Genomic DNA, 25,235 nt, shown 5'->3' on the forward strand with positions numbered 1-25,235 from the left:
GAACATGGAAAACCTCTATTTTGGGCTGATGTTTTGTGGTGATTATTGATGCCCATTATAGAGGTTTTCCTGCATTAAGTAAATGTTATTATTGATATTTTATCCAATCTTTGCAACACCTTTTAAAGCTCAAAGACGCGCGGCCGCGCGAAAACGAGACTAACACTTATGAAAATCCTTCACACCTCCGACTGGCACATCGGCCGCACCCTTTACGGCAGAAAACGCTACGAGGAATTCGAGGCCTTTCTGACCTGGCTGGCGGAAACGATTCAGGAAAATGCAATCGATGCGCTGCTGGTGGCGGGTGATGTCTTTGACACCAGCGCGCCGAGCCATCGCGCCCAGGAGCTCTATTACCGTTTCCTGTGTCGGGTGGCCGCCTCATCCTGTCGGCATATCGTCGTCGTCGCGGGCAACCACGATTCACCGTCCTTTCTCAATGCCCCCAGGGAACTGCTTAAGGTCCTTGATGTCCACGTGGTTGGAAGTGCGTCCGAAGACCCGGAAGACGAAGTGCTGGTGCTCCGCAATAAGCAGGACGCGCCGGAATTGATTGTCTGCGCCGTGCCCTATCTCCGCGACCGGGATCTCCGCGTGGCGGAAGCCGGTGAGAGCGTTGAGGACAAGGAGCACAAACTGATTGACGGCATCCGCACTCATTACACCGCCGTCGCCGCCCTGGCCGAACAGAAGCATAAGGAACTTGGGGCTGAAATTCCCATCGTCGCCATGGGACATCTGTTCACCGCCGGCGGACAAACCGTCGACGGCGACGGCGTGCGCGAACTCTATGTCGGCTCCCTGGCTCACGTGACGGCCGGGATTTTCCCTGCGAGTTTTGATTACCTGGCGCTGGGGCACCTTCACGTCCCGCAAAAGGTGAACGGCTCCGAAACCATACGGTACAGCGGTTCTCCGCTGCCCATGGGATTCGGCGAGGCAAAACAGCGGAAAAGTGTGGTGATGGTTGCTTTTGGCTTGGCGATCGATGATCGACAAATTAACGAAACCGGCGCGGTCCCCGGCGCGAGCAAAAATCCTTCAGCAAAAATCGAACTTATCCCTGTCCCGGTGTTTCAGAAGCTCGAACGCGTCAAGGGAGACTGGGACAACATCCGGGGCCGCATCCTCGAATTGTCGGCAGCGGACGACCCCAACCGTTCAGGGGCCTGGCTCGAAGTCATTTACGACGGCATTGCGGTCATCGGCGACCTGCGTGAGCGCCTGGAAGCCGCGATTTCCGGCGCCCGAATGGAAATCCTGCGGATCAAGAACAACCGCATCATCGACCGCTGCCTAAGCCCAATCCATGCCGAGGAAACCCTCGACGATCTGAACGTCAACGACGTCTTCGAACGCTGCCTCGCCGTTCATGAGGTGCCGGAAGAGCAGCGGCCGGAACTGCTGCTGGCCTACCAGGAAACGGTCTCGTCTCTCTTTGAAGACGACGTGCAGGCGGAATAGAAAGGCTGCCCCTTGAAAATATTACAGATACGTTTCAGAAATCTGAACTCTCTGGAAGGCAGTTGGGAGATCGACCTGACGCACCCGGCTTTTACCTCCGACGGCATCTTCGCCATCACCGGTCCCACCGGCGCGGGAAAAACCACCATCCTCGATGCCATTTGCCTCGCCCTTTACGGGCGCACGCCGCGCCTGAACAAGGTCACCAAGAGCGGCAACGAAATCATGTCCCGCCAGACCGGCGAATGCTTTGCCGAGGTGACCTTCGCAACCCAGTCTGGGCGTTACCGCTGTCACTGGAGCCAACACCGGGCCCGCAAGAAGCCGGAGGGCGAACTCCAGGCCCCGAAACACGAAATCGCCGATGCCGATTCCGGCGAGATCTTCGAATCCAAGATCAAAGGGGTCGCCGACCAGATCGAGTCGGCGACCGGCATGGACTTTGACCGCTTTACTCGCTCCATGTTGCTGGCCCAGGGCGGTTTCGCCGCGTTCCTGCAGGCGGTCCCGGATGAGCGGGCTCCGATCCTGGAACAGATCACGGGCACCGAGATCTACAGCCGAATATCCATCCGTGTCCATGAGCGCCGGCGGGAAGAGAGGGAAAAGCTGAACCTGCTTCAGGCGGAAACGGCCGGCATCGTGATTCTTGAGCCGGAACAGGAGCAAGAAACCCGGCAGGCCCTTGCGGCAAAACAGAAGGAAGAGACGGATCTTGCCGCCAAAGCCGCCGATACCGGAAAGGCCATGGCCTGGCTCACCACCATCGATGGGCTGAAGCAGGAACTCGTCAACCTGGCCGATGAAGCAAATAGGTTGCAAAGCGATATCGAGGCGTTCAAACCGGATCGTGAAAAGCTGGGCCGGGCTTTAAGTGCCGCCGAACTTTCCGGCGCCTACGCGACCCTCGCCGCCACCCGCAAACAGCAGGCGGATGACAGAGCCGCCTTGAAAGCCGAGATCGATACTCTTCCTGGTTTGGAATCCTCCGCCAAGGCACAGGCCGAGGCCCTGCAAGCGGCAGAGCAACAAACCGCTCGGGCCAAAGCAGAGCTGCAAGCGGCCGCGCCGACCTTGCAGAAGGTGCGCTCCCTGGATCAGAAACTGGCCGCTCAGAAAAAAGTGCTTTCGGAAGCTGATGAGGTCTGTAAAAAGGATGCGGCCAAGATTGATGCCGACCAAAATGCCCGGTTCAAGGTGCAGGACAAAAGCTCCAAGACCCATGCGGCGCTGGAGCTTGTGGACGGCTACCTCAAGGAGCAGGCCCGCGACGAATGGCTGATCGGCGGTCTGGCGGGGGTGGAAGAGCAGCTCGGCGGCCTGCTCTCTGCACAAAAAGAAATCGGGCAAAAAGAGACTGCTCAGGAAACGGCCACGACGGCTCTGGATCAGGCGACAAAATCACTCGATAAGCGTCAGAAACAATCCGGCCTGCGGAAGCAGGAGCTGGAGAAGACCTCGAAACAGCTTCAGCAGGACAAGGAGGCTTTAAGCCTGCTGCTGGGAGACCGCTGTTTACGGGAATACCGCAGCGAGAAGGAAACCCGGCTGCGGGAGATGGCATACCTTGCGAGAATCGCGGAGCTTGAAGAGCACCGGGCAAAGCTGGAAGACGGCAAGCCCTGTCCACTCTGCGGCGCAACCGAGCACCCGTTTGCGCAAGGGAATGTCCCTGTTCTCGATGAAACCGAAAGGAAGATCGACGCCCTGACTAGGCTGATCAGTAAAGCCGAGGAGCAGGAAGCCGCCATCAGGAAACTAGAAGAAGCTGAAAGCCTGGCCCGAAAAAACCTGACGGAGGCTGAAAAGCTGGAGGCAGCCGTGGCGAATGACAGGAAGGCGGCCGAGAAAGCTCTGGCCGAGGTAAAGGACGGCGTGGTGAAACTGCGGGCTGATTTTACCGCACGCCGGCAGGCCGTTGCCGCCAGACTTCTGCCGCTTGGCATTACGGAAATTCCCGAGACGAATATTGCATCACTGCTCGAAACCCTTAAGTCGCGGCAGAAAGCGTGGCAGACCCAGGTCAAGAAGAAGGCGGACATTGAGAAACAGATTGCCGCTATCGACAGCGAGGTGAAGCGGCTTTCCGCGGTGATCGAAACCCAAAACACCGCCCTGACCGAAAAGCAGGAACGCCTTAAGACCCTGAAAATGGAGCTCGCCACCGCAAGGGATGAGCGTAAAGCCCTGTACGGCGACAAGCATCCCGACGCTGAGGAGCGCCGTTTGAACCAGGCGGTATCAAGCACCGAAGCCGCCGAAAAGCAGGCCCGAGAACGACATAATGGGCTTCAGCAAAAATGGAATACCGCGAAGGCCCAGGTCGAATCTCTGAAAAAACGCATCGCGGGGCGGGAGCCTGGACTAATGCGGTTGGAAACTGAATTTTCCGCCAGGCTTGCACCCGTGGGCTTTGCAAATGAAGAACAGTTTTTGGCGGCCATCCTGCCCTCTGAACAAAAGACTGAGCTGGCGGCCATGGCCAAAAAACTGGATGAGCGTCAAACAGATCTAAAAGCCAGGCAGAAGGATCGGGAAACGCGCCTGGCCACGGAAATGGCCCGCAAGATCACCGACAAGTCGCGGGAAGAGCTTGAGCCCCAACTCAAGGAACACGAGGAAGCCCTGAAAGAGCTGCGGGACATCATTGCCGGTCTCAAACACAAGCTGAGTGAAAATGCCGCTGCAAAGGAGCGGATCAAGGAAAAGCAGGCAGCTATCGAGGCCCAGAAAAAAGAGTGCCGCAGGTGGGAAAACCTGCACGAATTGATCGGCTCCGCCGACGGCAGGAAATACCGCAATTTTATCCAGGGGCTGACCTTCGAAATCATGATCGGTCACGCCAATCGGCAACTGCGCAAGATGAGCGACCGCTACCTGCTGCTCCGTGATGAGACTTTGCCGCTGGAACTAAACGTGGTCGACAACTACCAGGCGGGAGAGATTCGCTCCACGAAGAATCTTTCCGGCGGCGAGAGCTTTATCGTCAGCCTGTCCCTGGCACTGGGTTTGTCCCAGATGGCCAGCAAGAACGTCCGGGTGGATTCGCTCTTCCTGGATGAAGGCTTCGGTACCCTGGACGAGGAAGCCCTCGACACCGCGTTGGAAACCCTAGCGGGCCTGCAGCAGGACGGCAAGCTGATCGGCGTTATTTCACACGTCCCGGCCCTGAAGGAGCGGATCGGCGCCCAGATTCAGGTCATACCGCAAACCGGCGGCCGGAGCCGCATTTCCGGGCCGGGCTGCGGCAAAAGACCCGCCGCGACGTAGCCGGAGCGATTCCCGGTTTTCACGTCTCATACCAAGCTGAAATCAGCGGCGCGTAATCGTTACAAAATAAAAATGATGACTTTTTTGCCGTCTGCGGCTAGACTGATAGAACTTGAAACTTCAGCCGCCAAGACATTTATCGCAACAATCAGGTAGCGTGACCCCATGAACCCTTACGTGAAATTCAAGCCTCAGGAACGCAAAGTCGCCTATTTTTCCATGGAGGTGGGCTTGCGGCCGGAAATTCCGACCTACTCGGGCGGCCTCGGCATTCTGGCCGGCGACACCCTCAAGTCATTCGCCGATCTGACGGTGCCGGCCGTGGGCGTCACCCTGCTCTACACCAAAGGCTATTTCCATCAGGAAACCGATCCGGAGGGCAATCAGATCGAGATTCCGGTAAACTGGCGGCCGGCCGATTATCTGACCTTGCTGCGGGACAAGGTGACCGGATGGTCGATCGGCCCCCGTCATATTCAGGAACAAATGGCAACCAGGACCGTTGATCTGGTCGACGCCGAGGATCTGTATAATAAACTCGAGCAGCAGATCATTCCCTGTTTTTATCAAAACCGCCCCCAGTGGATGGCCATGATGGCTTATAACATCGCCCTGAACGGCTCGTTTTTCAACACGCATCGCATGGTCTCTCAATATGTGCTGGAAGCCTATTTCCAATAACCCTTCTCCCCGGGTTTTCAGCGCCAACTAATTTATAACTGTATGGCTATCTTAGAGGTCGCATGGACGAACATCAGGATCAAGAAACCGAAAGACCACTGAAACAACCCCCGCTGGCGACGATCAAGCCGCCGGATCTGGCCGCCGAGCTCGAATCTCATCGCGGAGAAAAACACGTCATCGTTCTGCAGGAGTTTCCGGACCCGGACGCCATCGCTTCCGGCTTTGCCCACCAGACCATTTGCCGCGCCTTTGATATTCAGACCATCCTGCTGTATTGCGGGCGCGTCAGTCATCAGCAGAATATCGCCCTGGTCAAGCTGCTGGGGATCGAACTGGTTCAATATGACAATTCCCTGGATCTGAGTCCATTCAATGGCGCGGTGTTTCTCGACAACCAGGGCACCACCGCCGGCCCCCTGCCCATGGCCCTGAAGGAAAACAAGATTCCGGCCCTGATGGTCATTGATCACCATGAGCCCCAGGATGGCGTAGAACCGGTGTTCAGGGATATCCGCCCGAAAATGGGAGCTACCGCTTCAATTTACGCCCAATACCTAAAAAATGGTATTATAGAAATGAAAACCACCGACAAGAGCCATATCATGATGGCTACCGCACTGACCCACGGCATCATCACCGATACCAACGGTTTTGTTCATGCCGGCGAAGAAGATTTTCAGGCCGCCGAATTTCTCTCGCGTTTCCGGGATGCGGATATGCTCGCGCAGATCATGAATCAATCCCGCTCCAAACAAACCATGAAGGTTATTCATAAGGCCCTCGGCAGCCGTAAGGTCGTCGAGAGTTTTTCCCTGTCCGGGGTCGGTTACCTGCGGGCCGATGACCGTGACGCCATTCCCCAGGCGGCCGATTTTCTGCTCACCGAAGAAAATGTTCACACGGCCATTGTCTACGGCATCGTCAGCGGGGAAAACTGGGAAGAAGCGGTAGTCGGATCGATGCGCACCAAGCGCATCACCGTCGATCCCGACCAGTTCATCAAAGAGGCCTTCGGCAAGGATGCCAGGGGGCAGTATTTCGGCGGCGGGAAAATGTCGGCCGGAGGTTTTCACATTCCCATCGGCTTTCTTTCCGGTGGCGAAGGTTCCGACTATCGTGAGCGCAAATGGGATCTTTTCGACAAACAGATCCTACAGAAAATTTTTCTGAAGATCGGGGCCAAAACTAATAAAGTGGCAGAGGAAGAATGAGGCTTGGCCCCGCCAGAGCGCCCTTGATTTATCCGGCGTCCGGGCTTTCGGGAGCACAAAGGCTCGACGAAAAACGGCGTGATGATGGAGTTTTAACCTAAACGAGAGACATTTTAATGCCAGCCAGCAAAGCCACGCTCAAAGTTCTGATTCTCGATGCGGCCAGCGGCTTTTACCGTTGGCAACGTTTTGCGGTCGGCGATTTTTTCGGACCGGTGGATCTCGGAATTCATCTGGCTTTCAAGCATAATGCCCTGACCATCGGCGCCGGACTGCTGGCAGGTTCGGTTTTTCCCGGCACCAACCGGTTGATCTTTGCCGGCATTTCCCCTTGTTGGCATGGTTTCTATATCTCGTCCATGGGGGGCGGCCATGGTTTTCGACAATCTGGGCATCAACCTGCTCAGCCTTATCTGCAAAGCGGCGCGACCCTCACTATTATACCTGAACCGCAATCACGGCGAGGAGATCGAAGTCGAACTGGTCGAGGTCATGCCCGAACGAATCTGGGAAAGCGGCCGCCAAGGGGTCTATGCCGTGATGGATCGGGCCGTTGAGCTGTTTTCTTCAAGATACACCAACGACCCGCGCGTGCTGGCCGTCGGTCCCGCAGCTCACTGTAGCGACTTCGGAGCCATCGCTTCCGCACCTTTGAAAAAAGGCCGGGTAAGCTCTGCCGATACCTGGGCCGGCCGGGGCGGTTTTGGCAGTAAACTGCTGCAGGAGCACGGCCTCATCGGGATCATCTACGGCGGCACCCATATCGATGAGGATTTTCGCGACCGTTCCGTGGCCGATGAATGGTTTCAGGAAAAATTCAATCAACGCATGGCGGCCAAAGACTTAGAGGTCACCACCAAATACCGTTACGATCCGAAATTCAAGACCGGGGGAACCTTCGGCATTAACTACGCCGCCATGGATGACGAACTTCTGGCCTTTAACTACCGCAGCATTTACTGGAGCCAGAAAACGCGTCGAGAGCTGCACGAACGCTTGATTCTCAATCATTATCTCAAACAGTTTAATGAAGAAACCATTCAGGGCAAACAGCAGAGCACTTGTGGTGAACCCTGCGCGGCGATCTGTAAAAAATTAAATGGCCCCTACAAAAAAGACTACGAACCCTACCAGGCCATGGGTCCTCTGTGCGGCATCTTCGATCAGCGCGCCGCCGAACAGCTAAACCACCGGGTCGACCAGCTCGGTTTCGATGCCATCTCCGCCGGCGGCACCCTCGCCTTCCTCATGGACTGCCTCGACGAGGGACTACTGAGCCCGGCGGAACTCGGAGTGAACCGCTTACCGCGCTGGAATCCGACTGATTTCGCGGTGGTTGAAGATTCCCGCCACAACGCCGAACTGGGCCTGGCCCTGCTGGAGCAGATGACCCGCCGCGACGGAAAAATCAACTTGAGTTTCGGGGTCAGAAAATTTGTCCGTAATCTCGCCCGAGTAAAAGGCACGGCAATACGGGATCGTTTTGTCTGTAATGCCTTCGCCCGCCAGGGCTGGATGGTACCCAACCAATACTGGACCCCAGGCGTGCTGGCTCCGATGGCGATCACGGGCAAATACTATATGTGCTACGGCCGCGATTTTCTTCCCCCGCGCGGACTCGGGCGGGAAAATGCCCGGCGTATGATCAAGGAGCTGATGCTCGACAATCTCGGGATCTGCCGTTTTCACCGAGCTTGGGCGGAAACCATGATTCCAGAAATCATGGAAAAACTTTTCTCCCAAAAAGACGCTTTTCTTCGTTCTCTGAGCCTGACTGCAAGCCGGATCACCAGCCGTAACGCCTCGGTCTTCTGGGAATCGGAACGCAATCTCGACATCATCTTCACCTTTCTGAAAAACAAACAGGAAGACAACTACGTCAGGCATCCGGAGCTCGAATACTGGCTGGACTTTTTCAACCGGGATAAACACGCCGCCGCCTATGAGTTCTGGTACGAGATGCACAAAGGCATTCATGAAATGCTGCGCGAGTTTCCGGTGTGAAGGGTTAACCACTAGGAAACAGCAATTTCGACAAGCAGATGTCCCCAAGGGCTGTTCGCGCGGACGCCTCCAGCGCGGTTAACTGAGCTTCGCCAAAGCCGTCAGTCGACGGCAGTCGAAAAATTTTTGATCAGGGCCAGAAAATCGGTATAAGTCTTCGTCCGCAGAAGCTGTTCGGCCAGGTTTTCCCGCCGGGCCAGCCGGGCGATATCCGCGCTCAGTTCAAGATGGACCACCGGGTCGTCATCCGGAGTGAGCAGCAGGAAAATGATATGGGCTGGGTTGCCGTCGGGAGCGTCGAAATCGATACCTGAATCGGAAATCCCAGCCACGACCAGGGGCTCCCGCAAGCCTGCGATGCGAGCATGAGGCAAGGCCACGCCATTGCCGATTCCGGTGCTCAGGGTTTGTTCGCGTTCCCAGACTGCAGCGGTCATGGCCTCGGCATCACGGCCGAGATTCTCCGCCGCCAGGGTCGCCAGTTCCGTAATCGTCTGGCACCTGAAATCGCCTTTAAGTTCGCGGATGAAATTTTTCGCCGCCAGGACGTTCTGCAATCGCCGACTGGTTTTCGGACACAGAATCAGGCGCATGCCGGTACCGCTGATCATCGAAGTGAGCATGGCCATGACCACCAGGGCCACGAACAGGCGATCATCGATCAGTCCCGCCCGCAAAGCCAGCAACCCCAGAATAATCCCCATGGCGCCCTGTGAATTCATGGCGAAGGCCACAGCCCATGATTCCCGGACCATCATACCGCCCCGGCGGGCGCCGGCATAGCCGCCGCCGAGTTTGCAGGCGCAAGCGATGACGAGAATGGTCAGCACCAGCCGCGGATCAAAATGGGCCAGGAAATTAACCTTCAGGCCGATACTGGCAAAAAACAAGGGCGCGAAGATAAAGGACACGAAATAGTCGATCGTAACCCGGGTGCGCTCGCGCAGATGAGAGGAATCGCCGATTGCGACCCCGACGAGAAAGGCTCCGAAAATCGCGTGAATGCCGATCCCTTCGGTAAAGGCGGCGCCGAGCAGAGCCAGGGTCAGGGCAAAGCTTAAAACCCCACCCGGCCATTGCGTGTAGGCTTGCAGAAAAGGCAGAAGCCAGTGCACCAGACGACGCCCGAGGGTCAGCATGGCTGCGGCGAAAAGCAGGGTCAACGAAATGGTGATCCCGATATGATGGCCGTGTCCGCCGACCGAATCCATCATGCCCAGAATCACGGCAAAAACAATCCAGCCGAAAATATCGTTGAAAACGGCGGCGCTGACCACGACCATCCCCAGGTCACTGCGGTACAAGCCCATATCCATCAGGGTCTTGGCTATCACCGGCAGGGCCGAGATCGACAGAGCCGTGGCGAAGAACAGAGCGAAAGTCAGCAGTTCTGAAGCCGGATAGCCGCCCATAATTTGAGGGAAAAACCAGGCTCCGGCAAAACCGACGCTGAAGGGAACCACAATACTGCCGATGCCGATGGAAATCCCCAGGCGCCCCTGTCTCCAGATCGTGGACAGGTCAACTTCCAGGCCCGCGACCAGCAGGAAAAGGGCGATCGCCAGAGAGGTGATGGCCTCCAGGGCAATCGCGTTTGGGCCGCTTCCCGGAAAGAGATAGCCCATGCATTCGGGGGCGAGATTTCCCAACACCGTCGGCCCGAGCAAAACCCCGGCCAGCAGTTCGCCAAGAATCGCGGGCTGATGCAGCCGCTGGGCCAGTTCTCCCAAAATTCTGGCCATACCCAGCAAGATTCCGAGCGCCAGGAACATGACCGTAAGATTGAGATGACTCAGATTTTCCATCGACAAAACCCATTTTTTCAGCAAGAAACTTCGATTTAAAGATAAAACAGGCTACTGCGGGAGCAAGCCCCGCAGTAGTTTTCACCCACCAAGAAAAGACCGACCGGGTAACCTGGGCGAAGGCGGTCCTCAAACCGACAGATAATGGCCATCCCAGAAATTTGCCGTCACCTTGACCCGACGAGACTCCTGATAACCCGCTGTCTGAGCGCTTTCCCGAACCAGCACCGGCAGATAATTACGACTGTGGCCGAACCAGGCCGGACCATAAGCCGCATGTTCGATCCGACTTTCAAGCAGAACCTCGAGTTCGCAGCCCAGATTGGTCTCGGCGAAATGATTCCGCTTTGCCCGGCCCAGCGCGCCGAGCACCGCCGCCCGGGCCTTTTTCTCAGCCGCCGGAACCCGGTCCGGCCAAGCCCCAGCCACCGTCTCCGGTCGCGCCGAGTAAGGAAATACATGCAGGTAGGCAAGGTCTGAGTTTTCGATAAAAGCGAGGGTTTCCTGAAAGGCCGCCGCCGTCTCGGCCGGAAAACCGACGATCAGGTCCGTGCCGATCGCCAGACGAGCCCCCCCCACCTGCAGCCGGGAGAAAAGCTCCGTGATCGCCGTCAGCCGATAAGGTCGGCCCATGGCTCCCAGAACCCGGTCACTTACCGCTTGCAGGGAAAGATGCAGGTGTTCGCAGAGCGGCGTCTGCGGATCGAGAAGCAGTTCTATAAGACGCGGAGTGATTTCATGCGGCTGCAGGGAACCCAGACGCAGACGCGGTTCCGGCAAGGCCTGCACCAGAAAATCAAGCAGCGAAGTCAGGGTAATCGGTTCCGCAAGATCGTCGCCATAGCGGCCGATGTGAATACCGGTCAGCACGATTTCCTGAAACCCGGCCTCGGCCAACCGGCGGCATTCGGCCAGCACGGCCGCCGGCGGCAGACTGCGACAACGTCCACGCAGATAAGGAATGATGCAATAGCGGCAAAAGGCGTTGCAGCCATCCTGAATCTTGACCTCGGCCCGGGTCCGACCCGTAACCTCAAGATTTCTCAAACTCTCGATACCAAGTTCCCCGCTCAGGCCGAAAACCGCCGGGACACCGGAAGAAACCCGAGGGGTGGTCAGCCAGGAAACCAGGCTGACCTTGCCCGGATTGCCGACCAGCGCCCCCAGATTTTCCACCTGCAAGGCCTTTTCGCTTTCCGCCATGGCGGCGCAACCGGTCAAAACCAGACAGGCCTCCGGATACAGTTTCCGGACCCGGCGCAAGCATTGCAGACTCTGACGTCCGGCCTCGGCCGTAACCGCACAGCCGTTGACGACCACGGCAGCAAAAGGACCTTGTTCTTCCACCTGCCAACCCTGACGCCGAAACTCCTCGGCCAGGGCCAGACTTTCATAATGATTCACTTTACAGCCCAGGGTTTTAATCAGAACCCGGGGCTTTTCCGACTGCGGCATTGCGCTCATCCCCAAATCATCTCCGGTCACAACCTGGAAAACCGCTGTTCATTCGATCGTACCGCCTCCGAGAAGCCGATCCCCCAGGTAAAAAGCGGCGCCCTGACCCGGGGTCACGGCAAACTGCGGCGTCACGAAATCAATCCGCACCCGGTCCTCCGAGAGCGGAGTCAGGGTGGCGGGGGCCGGACGATGCCGGTAACGGATCTGACATTCCAGCTTCAGGGGCGCGGCCGGAGACGGAACCAGCCAGTTAACCGAGGTCACCTGAAAACTTTGGCGCAGGACCTGTTCCCGGGTTCCCACCAGCAGACGATTCCGCGTCCCATCAAGCGCGCAGACATAAAGCGGCTCAGAATAAGCCACCCCCAACCCCCGGCGTTGCCCGATTGTATAATTCTGCAGGCCCCGGTGCCGGCCCAGAAAGGAACCCTCGAGGCTCGTAATTTCCCCGGGAACCCCGACCAGGCCTTGCCGCAACAAAAAATCCTGATATTTCTCGCCTTGCAGAAAACAGAGTTCCTGGCTTTCCCGGTAACCGCTCAACTCATAACCGACCTCCCGGGCCAAACTCAGAACCTCGCTTTTGAATAACTCTCCAAGCGGAAAAAGGCAACGCCGCAGCCAGGCAGTCGGCACCGCCTGAAGAAAATAACTCTGATCCTTGCCCTGATCCCGGGCCTGATGCCAGGAGATTTCCGTTTCATCCGGGGTTGCCCGCCGCCGCAGATAGTGACCCGTGGCCAGCCCGTCGGCCCGCAGACGCTCGGCCACCCGGCCCAGCAGGACAAACTTGACCCGGGCGTTACAACAAAGACAGGGGTTTGGCGTGCGCGCCTGGCTGTAGGCGGCAAGAAGAGGCTGAACCACCTCCCGGGAAAAAACCTCGGCCCCCGGCTCGATCATCAATTCAAGGCCGAGAAGCGCGGCGGCCCGCGCTGCCCGATCAAGCAACCAGGGGGCATCGGCCCCACCCAGATCAAGCGCTACCGGGATCACCCTGAAGCCCCGGAGCCGCAGCTGCAGGGCCGCCACCATACTGTCGACCCCACCACTGAAACCGAGAACTATTTTTTTGCCGCCGCCAGACAAACACGTCCCCCTTTTCCGAACTTTCGTCAGCCCCAGAAAACTTCAACCAGTCAGCCCCTGCAAGAATCCCGCTTTCAGGCCGGATGAAGTCTTTTTCTTATACCACAATCACGGCAATACCGCGACATTAAAACTGGACGACATCCTTTAATCTGTGCTATGCCCCCAGGTCAGCAATCCACCCATCAGCCGGAGTAAAATCATGTTACTGGGAATAGATGTCGGCGGCACCCATACGGACGCGGTAATCATCGGCCGCGGGGGGGTCGTGGCCACGGCCAAAATCAAAACCGATCATAACGACCTGATAGCCTCGCTGCACAGGGTCTTAAAGCGGATTCTGCAACCAGTACAGGCTTCCTCAATCCGCCGGATCAATCTCAGCACCACCCTGACCACCAATGCCATCGTCGAAGACAAACTTGAGCGAGTCGGTGTCCTTGCGGTTTCCGGACCGGGCCTAGCCGAACCTTTTTTCAACCGCGATCTCGGAGACCACTTTTACCTTTTACCCGGCTCGATCGACCACCGCGGAGCTCAGCGCGAGGCTCTGCATAAAAACGCCACCGCTGCCGCGCTGGCCGACTGCCGGCAGCAAGATCTTCGGGTTTACGCGGTGGCCGCCAAGTTCTCCACGCGCAACCCCGACATGGAACTGGAACTTGCCGGCCGGCTTGCCGGACAGTCGGACTTCACAACCATCGGACACCGCATCTCCGGCAATCTCAATTTCCCCCGTCGCCTGGCAACCGCCTATTATAACTCGGCGGTCTGGCGCGGCTACAACAGCTTTGCCGATGCCATGGCCGCCGGCCTCAGCAATTTCAATCTGGACGCCCCGCTTAACATCCTCAAAGCCGATGGCGGCACGATCGACTTTGCCAATTCCCGGCGCAACCCGGTCCAGACCATTCTCTCCGGACCCGCCGCCAGTGTCATGGGCATTATCGCCCTGAACCCGATTACGGAGGATGCGATCATTCTAGATATCGGCGGCACGACCACGGATATCGCCATCTTTGCCGACGGCGCTCCGCTGCTTGAAAAAGACGGTGTGACCTTCGGCGGGCGGGCCACCCTGGTCCGGGCGATAACGAGCAGGCCAATCGGCATCGGCGGCGATTCAGCCATCACGACGACCAGCGACGGCGCCATCAGCGTCGGCCCTTGGCGACGGGGTCCGGCTCTGGCTTTTGACGGACCGCAAGCCACCCTGATCGATGCCTGCAATTTTAAAAATTTGTGCCGACTCGGCCGTCCGGAAAAATCAATCGCCGGCATCAACCGTCTGGCGGCAGCACTGGCCATTTCCGGCGCAGAGGTCGCAACCCGGGCAATCCGCTTCGCCCTGGACAAAATTTATCGGGCCACCGAACGGCTTCTGGCTGAAATCAATCAGAAACCAGTCTATACCGTGGCCGAAGTTCTGCACGGGAAAACCATCCAACCGAAACAACTGCACATCATGGGAGGGCCGGCCGCCATTCTGGCGCCACTTCTGGGTGAGACCTTCGCCCTGCCGACCTGGGTCCCGGAAAACTACGCGGTTGCCAACGCCATCGGCGCGGCCCTGACCCGGCCCACGATGGAGATCAATCTCTTTGCCGACACCTCCAAAAAGGAAATGTTGATTCCCAATCTCGGCCTCAGGGAAGCCGTCGGCTCCAGCTACACCCTGACCGAGGCTCGTCGTGACGGGGTCGCCAGATTGAGCCTTTATCTCAAACAAAATGGTCACCCGGAACTCGAGGAGCAGGAGGTTTCGGTCACCGAGGCCGAAACCTTCAACATGATCGACGACTATACCGCCGGCAGCAGCAGATCAATTCGCGTCAGCTGCCAGATCAGGCCGGGCCTGGACAACACCTGGCTCAAGGAGGTCAGAAACCATGCCGATTAAGCGACAGCTCGGGGTTATTTTCTTTCCGGCCTATGACTGGGCCATCAGCCCGACCCATCCGGAAAGGGAGGAACGCCTGCTCTACACTCAGGATCAGCTTCGCGAGGAGGGCATTTTCGACCTTCCCGGAATAACCGAATTCAAACCTGAAATCGCGACCTATGCCGATCTGGAAAGAACCCATTTCTGTTTTCCCGGACCGGCCGAAGTCACCACCGAATCCCATCTGGTCGCCGCCGGCGGTGCCATTCGGGCGGCGCGCCTGGTGATGGAGAAAAAGGTTGACCGGGCTTTTGCCCTGGTCCGCCCGCCCGGACATCACGCCATGAAGGTCGTCCACGGCAATCGAGGCTTTTGCAACATCAACAACGAGGCCGTGCTGGTGGAGTTTATCCGGGAACATTACGGCGTACGCCGAATCGCCATCATCGATACCGACTGTCATCATGGCGATGGCACTCAGGACATCTATTGGCACGATCCGAACGTGCTCTTTATTTCAATGCATCAGGACGGCCGCACGATCTTTCCCGGAACCGGTTTCAGCGATGAGCTGGGTGGCCCCACGGCCCGCGGCCGCACGCTTAACATTCCGCTGCCGCCCAATACCTCCGACGAGGGTTTTCTCTACGTTATCAACAACCTGATCAAACCGGTACTGGATGATTTCAAACCGGAGCTGATCATTAACTCAGCCGGCCAGGACAACCATTATACCGATCCCATCACCAATATGAATTTTTCGGCCCAGGGTTACGCGCGGCTCAACGACCGCCTGAACCCCGATATCGCCGTTCTGGAGGGCGGCTACTCGATTCAGGGAGCCCTGCCCTATGTCAACCTCGGGATCGTGCTGGCCATGGCCGGCCTTGATTACAGCCAGGTCCGGGAGCCTGACTATGATTTCGACCGCTTATGCCAGAGCCCTCAGATCAGCGAAAACATTGAAAAGATCTGCGCCTTGACCTGGAAAAATTATCTTCAACCGCCACCGCTTCAGGTCAAGGTCAACCAGTACGACATCCGTTCTAAAAACATTTATTACGACACTGACGGCATCAGTGATCTTCAGGTTGAACAGCTCATGGTCTGCACCCGTTGCTCCGGGGTCAGGCACCTGATTTCCAAAACCCGGCGCCACGGCTCCTGCGTGGGCATTGAAATTCCGCTTGAGGCCTGCAAGCGCTGTCGCGACGAAGGTTACCGGCTTCTGGACGAAGCCCGAAAATCCTTCCGGGGCAGCGTGATCAAATTTATCAACCGCCTGGAAAAGGACTATATCAGTGTCAACGAGTTTGCGTTAACCCCCATGGGGCGTTACTTTTTTTGATGATATCACTGATTTCAATAATGCCACTGAGTCGCTATGAAAATTCTGATTGCCGAGGATGAAAAGGTTTCCCGCAAGCTGCTGGAAAATCGCCTGAACAAATGGGGTTTTTCCGTAACCACGGCCGCAGATGGTCTTCAGGCCTGGGAAATCTTTCAGCGCGAGCATTTCCCCATGGTTATCAGCGACTGGATGATGCCGGGGCTGGACGGGCTTGAATTGATTCGCCGAATCCGTTCGATTGCAAGACCCGGCTATGTCTACACGATTCTGCTGACGGCCCGCAGCGAAAAAGAGGATATTCTGGCGGGCATGGATTCCGGAGCCGATGATTTCATGGCCAAGCCTTTTGATAAGGACGAGCTGCTGGCCCGCATCAAAGTCGGTTGCCGAATAACCGACCTTGAAAAGGATCTGGCCCAGCGGAATCTGCAGTTGGAAAAGATCAATCAGCGCATGCGCCGCGATTTGCAGGCGGCGGCGAAGATTCAACAGTCCCTGCTCCCGACCCAGATGCCGGAATGCGAAAAATTTGACTTCGCCTGGAAATATGTTCCCTGTGACGAGCTCGCCGGTGACACCCTTAACCTTTTTCGCCTGGACGAAGATCATATCGGCCTCTACCTGCTCGATGTCAGCGGCCACGGCGTGGCGGCCGCCCTGCTTTCGGTCAATCTGTCACGCATCATTAATCCCAACCCGGAACAGTCGGACCTGCTGAAAGAGAAGCCCGCCGGGGCTCCCGGTTACCGGCTGGTCCGCCCCGAAGAGGTGGCCGAGCGACTCAATCAACGTTTCCCCCTGGACAGCACCAACGAACAATATTTTACGCTTCAGTACGGCCAGCTCAACGTTAGAAGCGGAGAGCTGGTTTTTGTTTCGGCCGGTCATCCTCCGATGATCCATCTCCCTGCTGCCGGACCGGGACGGCCGCTTCAGGTCCGCAGTCTGCCTATCGGTTTTTTGGTCGGAGCCGGCAAGATCTACCATGAACAGACTTTAAAATTGCAAAAAGGAGATCGCCTTTATCTTTATTCGGACGGCATCATCGAAGCCCTGAACCAGCAGCGAGACCAGTTTGGGGTTGGACGACTGATTGAAACCCTTGAGGAATCAAGAAATATTTCCCTGCCCGAAAGTCTGGAAAAACTGTCCGAAGAGATTAATTTCTGGACCAGCGGCCAGGGTTGTGGGGATGATTTTTCCTTGCTCGCGCTGGAATTTAAAATTTAGCCGGAACTCTTGACAAACAATAACGCTGTGATTATTCTTTTGTTTACCTAGGCAACTCGCTCCAGAACCATCAGGGCCGTGGAGCGACCAACCTCAAGATTTTAAAGGAGAAAAATCATGGCTATTGTAAAATGGACACCTTATCAGCGCGGCTGGGCTCCTTTCCAGGATCTTGTCACCATTCAGGACCGCATCAATAGTCTTTTCGAAGACACCATGGGTTTCAAGGATGATAAATCCCTGACCACCACCAGCTGGAAACCGCTGGTCGATATTTTCGAGGATGATCAGGCGATCACCATCAAAGCCGAACTGCCGGAAGTTGATGAAAAGGATATCCAGATCGACCTCAATGACAACATGCTTTCCATCAAGGGCGAAAGAAAGCTTGAAAAGGAAGAGAAGAAGGAAAGCTATCACCGCGTCGAACGCTATTACGGTTCATTCCAGAGAACCTTTGAACTGCCCACTTCGGTCGACCGGGAGAATATTGCCGCCAGCTACAACAAGGGGGTGCTCAAGGTAGTCCTGCCCAAAAAAGAGGAGAGTCAACCGAAAAAGGTTCAGATCGAGATAAAATAAAGATTCAGGCGGCGGCCCGCTGAAACCCGTTCGTCAGGCCATCGTTTTTCAACTGAAAGACGATGGCCTTTGTTTTTAGAGCGGGCGGACTAAATTCTTGACATCCGGGGCCCAAACATAATAACTTGTTTTTATAAATTAAAACCTCAGTCATGATAGCTGTTCAAGGAGAAAATCATGGTTCGTACCGAAATCAACCTTTTTCTGAAAAACCTTCCCGGGGAGCTCGCCAAGCTTACCCTGCTCCTCTCGGAAAACCAAATCAATATTGATGCGATCACCATTCAGGATGCCACCAGTTATGTCGAAGAGCTTTTTAAAGCCCGCGGCAAAGCCCTGAAACGGCATGCCACCGCCGCCAGTTACGGCATAATCCAGAAAGATTCGGAACAGTTTGCCCTGGTTCGCCTGCTCACCAGCGACACCGACAAAACCCTGGATCTGCTGACCCAGGCCGACTATTTTTATGAAATCACCCCGGTAATGGCGATCGAGCTTGATAATCAGCCCGGAACGCTAGCCGCCACCGCCAAAAAGATCGGCGACGCCGGCATCAATATCAGTTATGTTTATGGTTCGGTCTCCGCGGCCGACGGGAAAACCCTCTTTGTCTTCCACCCCGAAGATATCGATCTGGCGGCCCGGGTTTTCAAACGAGCCGACGCGTAAACCTCGGGAACAACCGCATGCGGACTTAAGAACATGACGGTCAGCATGATTTTTGGGTATTTGGCACGCCGGCGGCGAACAAACCGGATACTCAAAAATCAGCCGACTTGATTTTTTGACAGCTGCCTGATGACAAACAAGCAGCAAGGTTTATCGCGGGACGCGATAAACCGAAATTTCCGCTCAAAAGAAAACCGCCCGCAAGTCCTCTTTGAAATGGCTCGCTTCGAACTGGCGGCGCAGTTCTTCCCGGGCCAACCATTGCCCCTGGGCAACCGCAATGATCTCGAGCTCACCCCCTGCACCGCCAAGGTAGAGCGCCCCTTGCGGAAAATAAAATTTTCGCGCGCCTGAACCTTTAACCGCTGGCAACGACGTCATTCCGAAAAATTCTTCGTCAAGTTGCGGCAAACGGTTCAAAATCAGTTGAAAGCGCACGGTATAACCATAGAGATCACCCGCCAGCACCCCGCTCCAGCCACAGACTTCATCCAGTAACGCCGCCAGTACCCCGGGGTGGAGAACGCCGGGGTACTGTTGGAAAAAAGAGGCCAGGGATAAGTCACGCGCCCCTCCGAAACGAACGATAACGGCTTCACCGGCGTCATCCTCAACCCGGAAAAACCGCCGTTCAAGACCTGGGCTGCGGCGCTTATGACCACAAACAAAACAATTATCGTAAATCCCCAGCGCCTGCTTTTGCAGGCCCGGACTCATCATCCGCGCCGGAGACAACAAGGCGAAATCGACCAGGCCAGGCTCCTCGAGAGGACGTAGCTCCGCCGATAAATAAATTTTATCACGACCCGGATGAAACATGGAAAGAGCAATTCGACCGTCTCGCTCCATCCGGGCGCGCAGTTGCATTTCGTCGCCAATCTGAACGCTGTCGGCAAAACGCCACTCCGTGATCAAAGGATAAGTCAGGTTTTCTCCCTGTTTGAGAATCCGGCAATGATCAGCCAGATCCAGCAGGGCCATCATCGCCAGTCCCCCGTGGGGAATCCCCTGCCAACCCTCGTGCCGGCTGGAAAAAACCATTTCACCCTCAACTCCGGCATCAGTTTCCTGAAGTGAAGTAAGGCAAAAACCTTTACGACAGGCACAACACCCTTCATGTCCTTGAACCAATTCCATACAAACCTCCTGATGCGGGAACGAGCCCGCAGCCCAAAGGGGTCTTGCAGCCCGTGCCTAATGTGGGCATAATCCCGCAACTTAAATGATTTTTCACGGCCCGCAAATAAGTACTCTGATCAGAACATTTTCTTGTTTTTGTGGTTGAAAAAAATGTTAAAAAAAAACAAGAACCTAACCAGTAAGATACTGATGCAACAGCGAGCCCAGCAACCCAGACGACGCCTTACGGCCCATATACCTGACGGCACTCCCGCTGGTCGCAAACAAGGACTCTCATGGAGTTCATTTTCCCTCTTTTTTCAAACCGAAAACAACCTTCACGATCATCAGTAAAAAACCCAGCTGGAAAATATTTTCAACATAGTATATATATTGGCGATCCTGTAAAAATCGATCCGGGATGGCAGCTTCCCCATCCCGCCGACAGTGACGCACTTGCGGTATCGCCGGGCGGCACTCAAAGCGCAAAACCTGATAAATACAAGGTGTCACAATTCATCCAGGAAGTTGAATGTCTGAAATTGTTTAAATAACCTCTGGAGGTATTATATGTTTTTCCAACAGTTCAAGGTCGAAGGTCTCGGCTGTCTGTCGTATATGATCGGCTGTCCCCAGGATGGCCGGGCCCTGGTGGTCGATCCCAAACGCGACATAGATGACTACCTGAAAACCGCGCAAAGCAACAAGATGAGGATCACCAGCATCATTGAAACCCATATCCACGCGGATCACATTTCAGGGGCGGCGGAACTGAGTTACCAAACCGGAGCTCCGATTCACATCGAAGCCGGATCGCCGGTAGGTTACAGCCATCTGCCCCTGTACGACGGGGATGAGATCACAATCGGTAACGCCCATATCAGAATCATGGCAACCCCGGGGCATACCCCGAACTCAATCTCTCTGGCGATTTCCGATCTGGCCCGCAGCAACCTGGTGGAAATGCTGTTAACCGGAGACCTGCTCTTTGTCGGCAGCATCGGGCGTCCCGATCTGGCCGGCGGGGAACATCTCGAAGAACAGATCAGAAACGCCTACCATAGTCTTTATCATAAACTGGCCGAATTTCCCGACTATGTGGAAATCTATCCGGCTCATGGCGCGGGTTCACTTTGCGGAGCCGGAATCAGCGCCAAACCATCATCAACCCTGGGCTACGAACGCCGCACCAATCCTTTTCTGAAACTTGATTTCGAAGCGTTCAGAAAGCTGCTCAGCAGCAACACGCCCCATCGCCCCATCAATTTCACCCATATCATCAACACCAACATGCAGGGAGCGAAACTTATTCAGGATCTGCCTGCCGTCAATGCATACAAACCCGTGACCTGTAAAAGATTTCTCGACGCCGACCCCGAACATCGAATTGTCGACCTTCGCGAAGCCACCGCCTTTGGCGGAGTTCATATTCCGACCAGCCTGAATATCGGCCTGGCACCAAATTCGGCCACCTGGATCGGCAATGTGATCAATCCCGAAAATGAGCTCCTGCTGCTTGCCGACCACCGACAACACATCGACGAGGCCCTGACCATGTTCCGGCGGGTCGGCTACGACAACATCAAAGGCTTCATGGTCGGCCTCAACAGCTGGATCATGGCGGCTGAAGAAACCGGCTTTCTACCTCAGATCACCGTTCATTCCCTGCATAAAGTTCTCGAAAAATATCCTGATCACCTGGTCATAGATGTCCGCAACCACGAAGAATGGCAAACCGGTCATATCGAAAAGGCCGAGCATCTTCCTTTGACCGAGCTCATCTCCCAGGGCTTGAGACAGCAAGCGGAACAGCATATCAGCGTGATCTGCATGTCCGGCTACCGTTCCAATATTGCCGCCTCAATCCTCAAACAACGAGGTTTCAGCAATGTCTACAGCGTGATCGGCGGCATGAGCACCTGGAAAACCGCGGGTTACGCCACCGTCTGAAAACGTCTTGCCGCTCAGGTCTACTCCGACCAGAGCGGCAAGACGCGTTGATCGATTCCGGCCAGGGTCGGCTGAAGCCGGTCCTTCTCGGAAATAATCACCTCCGCCAAAGGCCAGTCGATGCCGATGTCAGGATCATTCCAGAGCAGCCCATACTCGTCGCCAGGTGAGTAAACGTTGGTGCATTTGTAATAGACTTCGGCCTTGTCACTGAGAACCATGAAACCGTGAGCTAGTCCCGGCGGCACAAAAAGTTGCCAGCGGTTGTTTTCGGAAAGATGATAGCCGACCCAAAGCCCGAAAGTCGGAGAACCATATCGAATATCAACCGCGACATCAAAGATTTCCCCTCGCAGGGCAAAAACCAGTTTACCCTGCGGCTTTTTCAGCTGGTAATGCAAACCTCTGACGGTCCCTTGCAGGGAGGAAGACATATTGTCCTGCACAAAACGGCAGGGCTCAACCTTGCCGTGATACTTTTCCTGATTGAAGGTTTCCATAAAAAAACCCCGTTGATCACAATGGATGTCAGGTCTGACTAAAACCACTCCCGCAATCGCACCGGCGACAAACTCCATAAAAGGAACTCCTTATCAGTCTTCGCCCGGCTTTCATCAACCAGGACTTTTAATCTTTTTACCTGCGGTCTTTTATTGCAAATCAATCGGCAGGTCAACTCGAAGACTTACCACCTGAACCATTTTCCCTTCAACCTTAAAAACTTTACCGGGAAAAAACTTGACCAAACTGCAATTCCCCGTTCAAGGAGCGTTCGCAAAAAAAACGGCTGCTTGAAAAATCCCAAGCCCTGGAACGCGAAACCGGACAATTCATCAAACAGCTCAGCCGACAAAACCCTGCGGAGCAAAACCTTCAGAACCCTTTTGCTCTGGCCCTGGATATCGTTGAAGACGATATCCGCAACGAGGACGAACAGGTGGATAAGGCCCGCCCGCAGAAAACCATGGCGCGACTGCAGCAGATAATCAGTAAAAGAAATGAACAATCAGCGGCTTACCACCAGAGCCTGCGCCCGCGCCAAAAAGAATAATGACCTTTCGAGCCACGCCCCCCTTCAACCCGCCAGCCAACCCAGCCAGAGAGTGTAAGTGAAAGCAGAAAGCATGGTTGAGAGGGAAATTGAAGCGATGGTCAGATCAACCTGGCCGCCCATTTCCCGGGCCATAACATAGGTCAGGGTGGCCGTCGGAGCGGCCAGCAGAATCAGGCCCGGCTCATAGTTTTGTTCACTTACCCCGGCAAGACGAAAAAGCAGCAGCCCGGTGGCCGGCAAAAGCAGCAATTTGTAAAAAGCCGAAAGCCCCGCCAAGGGCAACCAGCGTCTGAGTAAAGCGACAGAGATTGAAGCCCCGATTAACAATAGCCCCATCGGCAAGGCTAAACCACTTAAAATCAACAAAAAGCGATCCATCACCGAGGGCAGCGGCAAGGCACTGAGATTAAACAGCATTCCGGCCAGAGCGGCCAGGATAACCGGGTTCAGAATCACGGAGATCAGCATTTGCCGAAGGCGACGCGCTCCGCCCTGAACCGAGCAGAAATACTGGAGCAGAACGACCCCGAGCAGATTCTGCAAAATCATCAGAAAGCCCAGCATCATGCCGGCCCGGGCAAAGCCACACTCATCAAGATAATAATAGGCCACGGCCAGGCCGATATAGCCCAGATTCCCATGAATGGTCGTCTGCGTAAAGGTTCCCTGCCGAGGCCCGGCCGCTTTGCCCGTAAGACTGATCGACAGCAACCCCAACCCGCCGACGATAAAAACCGCAACCCCCATCATGACTACCGACCAGGGATCAAATTCAGATCGCAGAGAGGCCCGACTCAAGGCCCGAAAGACCAGCGCCGGAATCGCCAGATAAAAAACCAGCCGATTCGCGGCCGCCATGAATTCCGGCCGCAGAAAACCAAAACGTCGGGCTCCGCCGCCAAGCATGATCAGCATGAAAATCGGAATAATCGTTTCCGCGATCTTAATCATCTTCCGCAAATCACCTGCGCCCCGGCAAAACTAAAAAATGCCGGAACCGTTACATTTTTTTTTGGAAATGAAATTTTTAGTTTTAATTTCCCGCATCTCTTGTTAGAGTGTCCAGGTCGGTCTTCAACTGAAAATCAATTCAAGTCAGCCGGACTTTAAAATATTCAATGCTTTCGTCCACACCGATTCACTCTCCGCCCCGAATCAAGGTTCCCCACCGGGCCGTAGTCCTCTCGGCGGGCACTCTCTTTACCCTGCCGCTGCAAGAAGTTTTCGCCATTGCCGCGGAAAGTGGTTATGACGGAGTCGAGCTGATCATCAACGACCATTTTGAAAGGAACAATCCCTCTCAAACGATTGAAAAACTTCTTCGGATTTGCCCGATCTTGTCGATTCACGCCCCCTTTTTCCAGATTTATGGCTGGGGACACGGCGGCACCTCCCTGATCAAATGCATTGAGCTGGCTCATGCCTTCGGCATTCCACTAGTCAACTTTCACCCTCCGTTGTGGTTTCCTCCGGAATTCACCTTTTACCGCTGGTTTTATAACACCGAAGATTTTCAAAGCCTGCTCAGCGGCAGTCAGGTTATCGTCACCATTGAAAACATGCCCTATATCGGCAACCGCATCCGCTTTAATCCCAATATTCTTAAAAAATCCGCCGACATGCTTGAATTCATTGAAAAACACAATCTCTACATGACCTTTGATACCACCCATATCGGTTCTCATAACCCGAATTTTCTCGGCGAATTTCAACGTCTGCTGGTCAGCGGGAGAATCAGGAACATTCATTTCAGCGATTACGGTCACGGTCGCGAACATCTTTTCCCCGGACGTGGGATTCTCCCCTTAACGCGTTTTCTGTACCTGCTGAAGGGCCGCAATTACGAAGGCGCCGTGACCCTGGAACTGACCCCTTCTGAACTTCCCAAGGCCAGGGATCAGATTATTGAAAGCCTGAGTGAAGTTAATGAATATTTACGGTCTGAACTTTTCTGATGCGGGAGAGCCCCGCAACCCAAGGGGCCTTCACGGCCCGTACCTAAAGGTATTTCCGTTGGTGACAAATAAGTGCGCTTATCGGGCCCAGCAGAGCTGGATAAGTTTCTTCATCGGGACATCCCCTTCGGGGATAACCCGTGAAGCACTTAACATTTTCTTGTTTTTGTTGTTGAAAAAAATTGTTGAAAAAAAACAAGAAAACAACCTGTAAGGCATCTAAACCGCGCGACCATCATCAGAAAGACGATAAAAGGCAAAAGGCACGAAACCCTGCGCGCCTTTTGCCTTCTTAAGGGGTTCGCGACCACGCCGCAATCACTCAATCTTCAAAATTTCAGCCAGATTGCAAAATTCAAGAAACTGCATTAACCCTACAACGTAACTTATATAAATTATTTTATTGAAAAACGCCTCAGGTATCTGGTAGTATGGCCAAACCTTTACCAGAAGGA

Annotated in this window: 18 protein-coding genes and 1 pseudogene; 13 read left to right on the plus strand and 6 right to left on the minus strand. The window is 55.2% G+C overall.

Features of this window, described 5'->3' with window-relative positions; all coding sequences use genetic code 11:
• Nucleotides 1-168 precede the first annotated feature (168 nt).
• The 5 genes and pseudogenes from sbcD to ENN66_05035 all read left to right on the plus strand — a co-directional run bounded on the left by sbcD (nt 169) and on the right by ENN66_05035 (nt 8,636).
• Nucleotides 169-1,467 (plus strand): exonuclease subunit SbcD, encoded by a 1,299-nt coding sequence (gene sbcD / locus ENN66_05015; GenBank protein ID HDS15960.1) that lies wholly within the window; start codon nt 169-171, stop codon nt 1,465-1,467.
• Nucleotides 1,468-1,479: 12 nt separating this feature from the next.
• Complete coding sequence (locus tag ENN66_05020) at nt 1,480-4,737, plus strand: chromosome segregation protein SMC (GenBank protein ID HDS15961.1); 3,258 nt, start codon at nt 1,480-1,482, stop codon at nt 4,735-4,737.
• Between the two features lie 165 nt (nt 4,738-4,902).
• Nucleotides 4,903-5,418, plus strand: a complete 516-nt coding sequence (locus ENN66_05025) for a hypothetical protein (protein HDS15962.1) — start codon at nt 4,903-4,905, stop codon at nt 5,416-5,418.
• 62 nt (nt 5,419-5,480) lie between these two features.
• Nucleotides 5,481-6,632: a bifunctional oligoribonuclease/PAP phosphatase NrnA gene (locus tag ENN66_05030; protein HDS15963.1), complete on the plus strand. Its 1,152-nt coding sequence runs from the start codon at nt 5,481-5,483 to the stop codon at nt 6,630-6,632.
• A gap of 116 nt (nt 6,633-6,748) precedes the next feature.
• Nucleotides 6,749-8,636 (plus strand): annotated as a pseudogene (locus ENN66_05035) (aldehyde ferredoxin oxidoreductase).
• 101 nt (nt 8,637-8,737) lie between these two features.
• On the opposite strand, the gene ENN66_05040 reads toward ENN66_05035, so the two are convergent.
• The 3 genes from ENN66_05040 to mnmA all read right to left on the minus strand — a co-directional run bounded on the left by ENN66_05040 (nt 8,738) and on the right by mnmA (nt 12,988).
• Nucleotides 8,738-10,441 carry a cation:proton antiporter gene (locus ENN66_05040; GenBank protein ID HDS15964.1) on the minus strand — a complete coding sequence of 568 codons (1,704 nt, stop codon included), beginning with the start codon at nt 10,439-10,441 and terminating at the stop codon, nt 8,738-8,740.
• 129 nt (nt 10,442-10,570) lie between these two features.
• Nucleotides 10,571-11,905, minus strand: a complete 1,335-nt coding sequence (gene mtaB / locus ENN66_05045; protein HDS15965.1) for a tRNA (N(6)-L-threonylcarbamoyladenosine(37)-C(2))-methylthiotransferase MtaB — start codon at nt 11,903-11,905, stop codon at nt 10,571-10,573.
• 39 nt (nt 11,906-11,944) lie between these two features.
• A complete protein-coding gene (mnmA, locus tag ENN66_05050) occupies nt 11,945-12,988 on the minus strand; it encodes a tRNA 2-thiouridine(34) synthase MnmA (GenBank protein ID HDS15966.1) in 1,044 nt (347 codons plus the stop codon).
• A gap of 202 nt (nt 12,989-13,190) precedes the next feature.
• On the opposite strand from mnmA, the gene ENN66_05055 reads away from it, so the two are divergent.
• The 5 genes from ENN66_05055 (at nt 13,191) to ENN66_05075 (ending at nt 18,702) form a co-directional block, all read left to right on the plus strand.
• Nucleotides 13,191-14,888: a hydantoinase/oxoprolinase family protein gene (locus tag ENN66_05055; protein HDS15967.1), complete on the plus strand. Its 1,698-nt coding sequence runs from the start codon at nt 13,191-13,193 to the stop codon at nt 14,886-14,888.
• On the plus strand, nt 14,878-16,218 hold the full coding sequence (locus ENN66_05060; protein ID HDS15968.1) for a histone deacetylase: 1,341 nt from the start codon (nt 14,878-14,880) through the stop codon (nt 16,216-16,218). Before ENN66_05055 ends, ENN66_05060 begins: the two co-directional genes overlap by 11 nt.
• Before the next feature lie 36 nt (nt 16,219-16,254).
• The gene (locus tag ENN66_05065) at nt 16,255-17,451 is read left to right on the plus strand and encodes a response regulator (GenBank protein HDS15969.1); all 1,197 of its coding nucleotides are present in this window, start codon (nt 16,255-16,257) and stop codon (nt 17,449-17,451) included.
• 117 nt (nt 17,452-17,568) lie between these two features.
• Nucleotides 17,569-18,033 (plus strand): Hsp20/alpha crystallin family protein, encoded by a 465-nt coding sequence (locus ENN66_05070; protein ID HDS15970.1) that lies wholly within the window; start codon nt 17,569-17,571, stop codon nt 18,031-18,033.
• A gap of 177 nt (nt 18,034-18,210) precedes the next feature.
• Complete coding sequence (locus ENN66_05075) at nt 18,211-18,702, plus strand: amino acid-binding protein (protein HDS15971.1); 492 nt, start codon at nt 18,211-18,213, stop codon at nt 18,700-18,702.
• Nucleotides 18,703-18,885: 183 nt separating this feature from the next.
• Here the strand turns inward: ENN66_05075 and ENN66_05080 are convergent, their stop codons facing one another.
• Entirely contained in the window at nt 18,886-19,839 is a 954-nt protein-coding gene (locus tag ENN66_05080) for a hypothetical protein (protein HDS15972.1), read from the minus strand.
• A gap of 278 nt (nt 19,840-20,117) precedes the next feature.
• On the opposite strand from ENN66_05080, the gene ENN66_05085 reads away from it, so the two are divergent.
• The gene (locus ENN66_05085) at nt 20,118-20,375 is read left to right on the plus strand and encodes a hypothetical protein (GenBank protein ID HDS15973.1); all 258 of its coding nucleotides are present in this window, start codon (nt 20,118-20,120) and stop codon (nt 20,373-20,375) included.
• A 16-nt stretch (nt 20,376-20,391) separates the two neighbouring features.
• Nucleotides 20,392-21,771, plus strand: coding sequence for an MBL fold metallo-hydrolase (locus ENN66_05090; protein HDS15974.1), 1,380 nt, complete (start codon nt 20,392-20,394; stop codon nt 21,769-21,771).
• Nucleotides 21,772-21,791: 20 nt separating this feature from the next.
• On the opposite strand, the gene rfbC is transcribed toward ENN66_05090, so the two are convergent.
• Both rfbC and ENN66_05100 read right to left on the minus strand, forming a co-directional pair.
• A complete protein-coding gene (gene rfbC / locus ENN66_05095) occupies nt 21,792-22,349 on the minus strand; it encodes a dTDP-4-dehydrorhamnose 3,5-epimerase (GenBank protein HDS15975.1) in 558 nt (185 codons plus the stop codon).
• A gap of 497 nt (nt 22,350-22,846) precedes the next feature.
• Nucleotides 22,847-23,776, minus strand: coding sequence for an AEC family transporter (locus ENN66_05100; GenBank protein HDS15976.1), 930 nt, complete (start codon nt 23,774-23,776; stop codon nt 22,847-22,849).
• A gap of 167 nt (nt 23,777-23,943) precedes the next feature.
• On the opposite strand from ENN66_05100, the gene ENN66_05105 reads away from it, so the two are divergent.
• Complete coding sequence (locus tag ENN66_05105; GenBank protein HDS15977.1) at nt 23,944-24,780, plus strand: sugar phosphate isomerase/epimerase; 837 nt, start codon at nt 23,944-23,946, stop codon at nt 24,778-24,780.
• Nucleotides 24,781-25,235 lie beyond the last annotated feature (455 nt).

The organism is Pseudomonadota bacterium (assembly GCA_011049115.1).
In the GTDB taxonomy this organism is placed as follows: domain Bacteria; phylum Desulfobacterota; class Anaeroferrophillalia; order Anaeroferrophillales; family Tharpellaceae; genus DSCM01.

Coding starts and splice junctions, on each gene's coding strand:
- ENN66_05105 (HDS15977.1), top strand. CDS start 23,944: ATGCTTTCGTCCACACCGATTCACTCTCCGCCCCGAATCAAGGTTCCC.
- mtaB (HDS15965.1), bottom strand. CDS start 11,905: ATGAGCGCAATGCCGCAGTCGGAAAAGCCCCGGGTTCTGATTAAAACC.
- ENN66_05065 (HDS15969.1), top strand. CDS start 16,255: ATGAAAATTCTGATTGCCGAGGATGAAAAGGTTTCCCGCAAGCTGCTG.
- ENN66_05030 (HDS15963.1), top strand. CDS start 5,481: ATGGACGAACATCAGGATCAAGAAACCGAAAGACCACTGAAACAACCC.
- rfbC (HDS15975.1), bottom strand. CDS start 22,349: ATGGAGTTTGTCGCCGGTGCGATTGCGGGAGTGGTTTTAGTCAGACCT.
- ENN66_05025 (HDS15962.1), top strand. CDS start 4,903: ATGAACCCTTACGTGAAATTCAAGCCTCAGGAACGCAAAGTCGCCTAT.
- ENN66_05070 (HDS15970.1), top strand. CDS start 17,569: ATGGCTATTGTAAAATGGACACCTTATCAGCGCGGCTGGGCTCCTTTC.
- ENN66_05090 (HDS15974.1), top strand. CDS start 20,392: ATGTTTTTCCAACAGTTCAAGGTCGAAGGTCTCGGCTGTCTGTCGTAT.
- sbcD (HDS15960.1), top strand. CDS start 169: ATGAAAATCCTTCACACCTCCGACTGGCACATCGGCCGCACCCTTTAC.
- ENN66_05055 (HDS15967.1), top strand. CDS start 13,191: ATGTTACTGGGAATAGATGTCGGCGGCACCCATACGGACGCGGTAATC.
- ENN66_05060 (HDS15968.1), top strand. CDS start 14,878: ATGCCGATTAAGCGACAGCTCGGGGTTATTTTCTTTCCGGCCTATGAC.
- ENN66_05080 (HDS15972.1), bottom strand. CDS start 19,839: ATGGAATTGGTTCAAGGACATGAAGGGTGTTGTGCCTGTCGTAAAGGT.
- ENN66_05040 (HDS15964.1), bottom strand. CDS start 10,441: ATGGAAAATCTGAGTCATCTCAATCTTACGGTCATGTTCCTGGCGCTC.
- ENN66_05075 (HDS15971.1), top strand. CDS start 18,211: ATGGTTCGTACCGAAATCAACCTTTTTCTGAAAAACCTTCCCGGGGAG.
- ENN66_05085 (HDS15973.1), top strand. CDS start 20,118: ATGGAGTTCATTTTCCCTCTTTTTTCAAACCGAAAACAACCTTCACGA.
- ENN66_05100 (HDS15976.1), bottom strand. CDS start 23,776: ATGATTAAGATCGCGGAAACGATTATTCCGATTTTCATGCTGATCATG.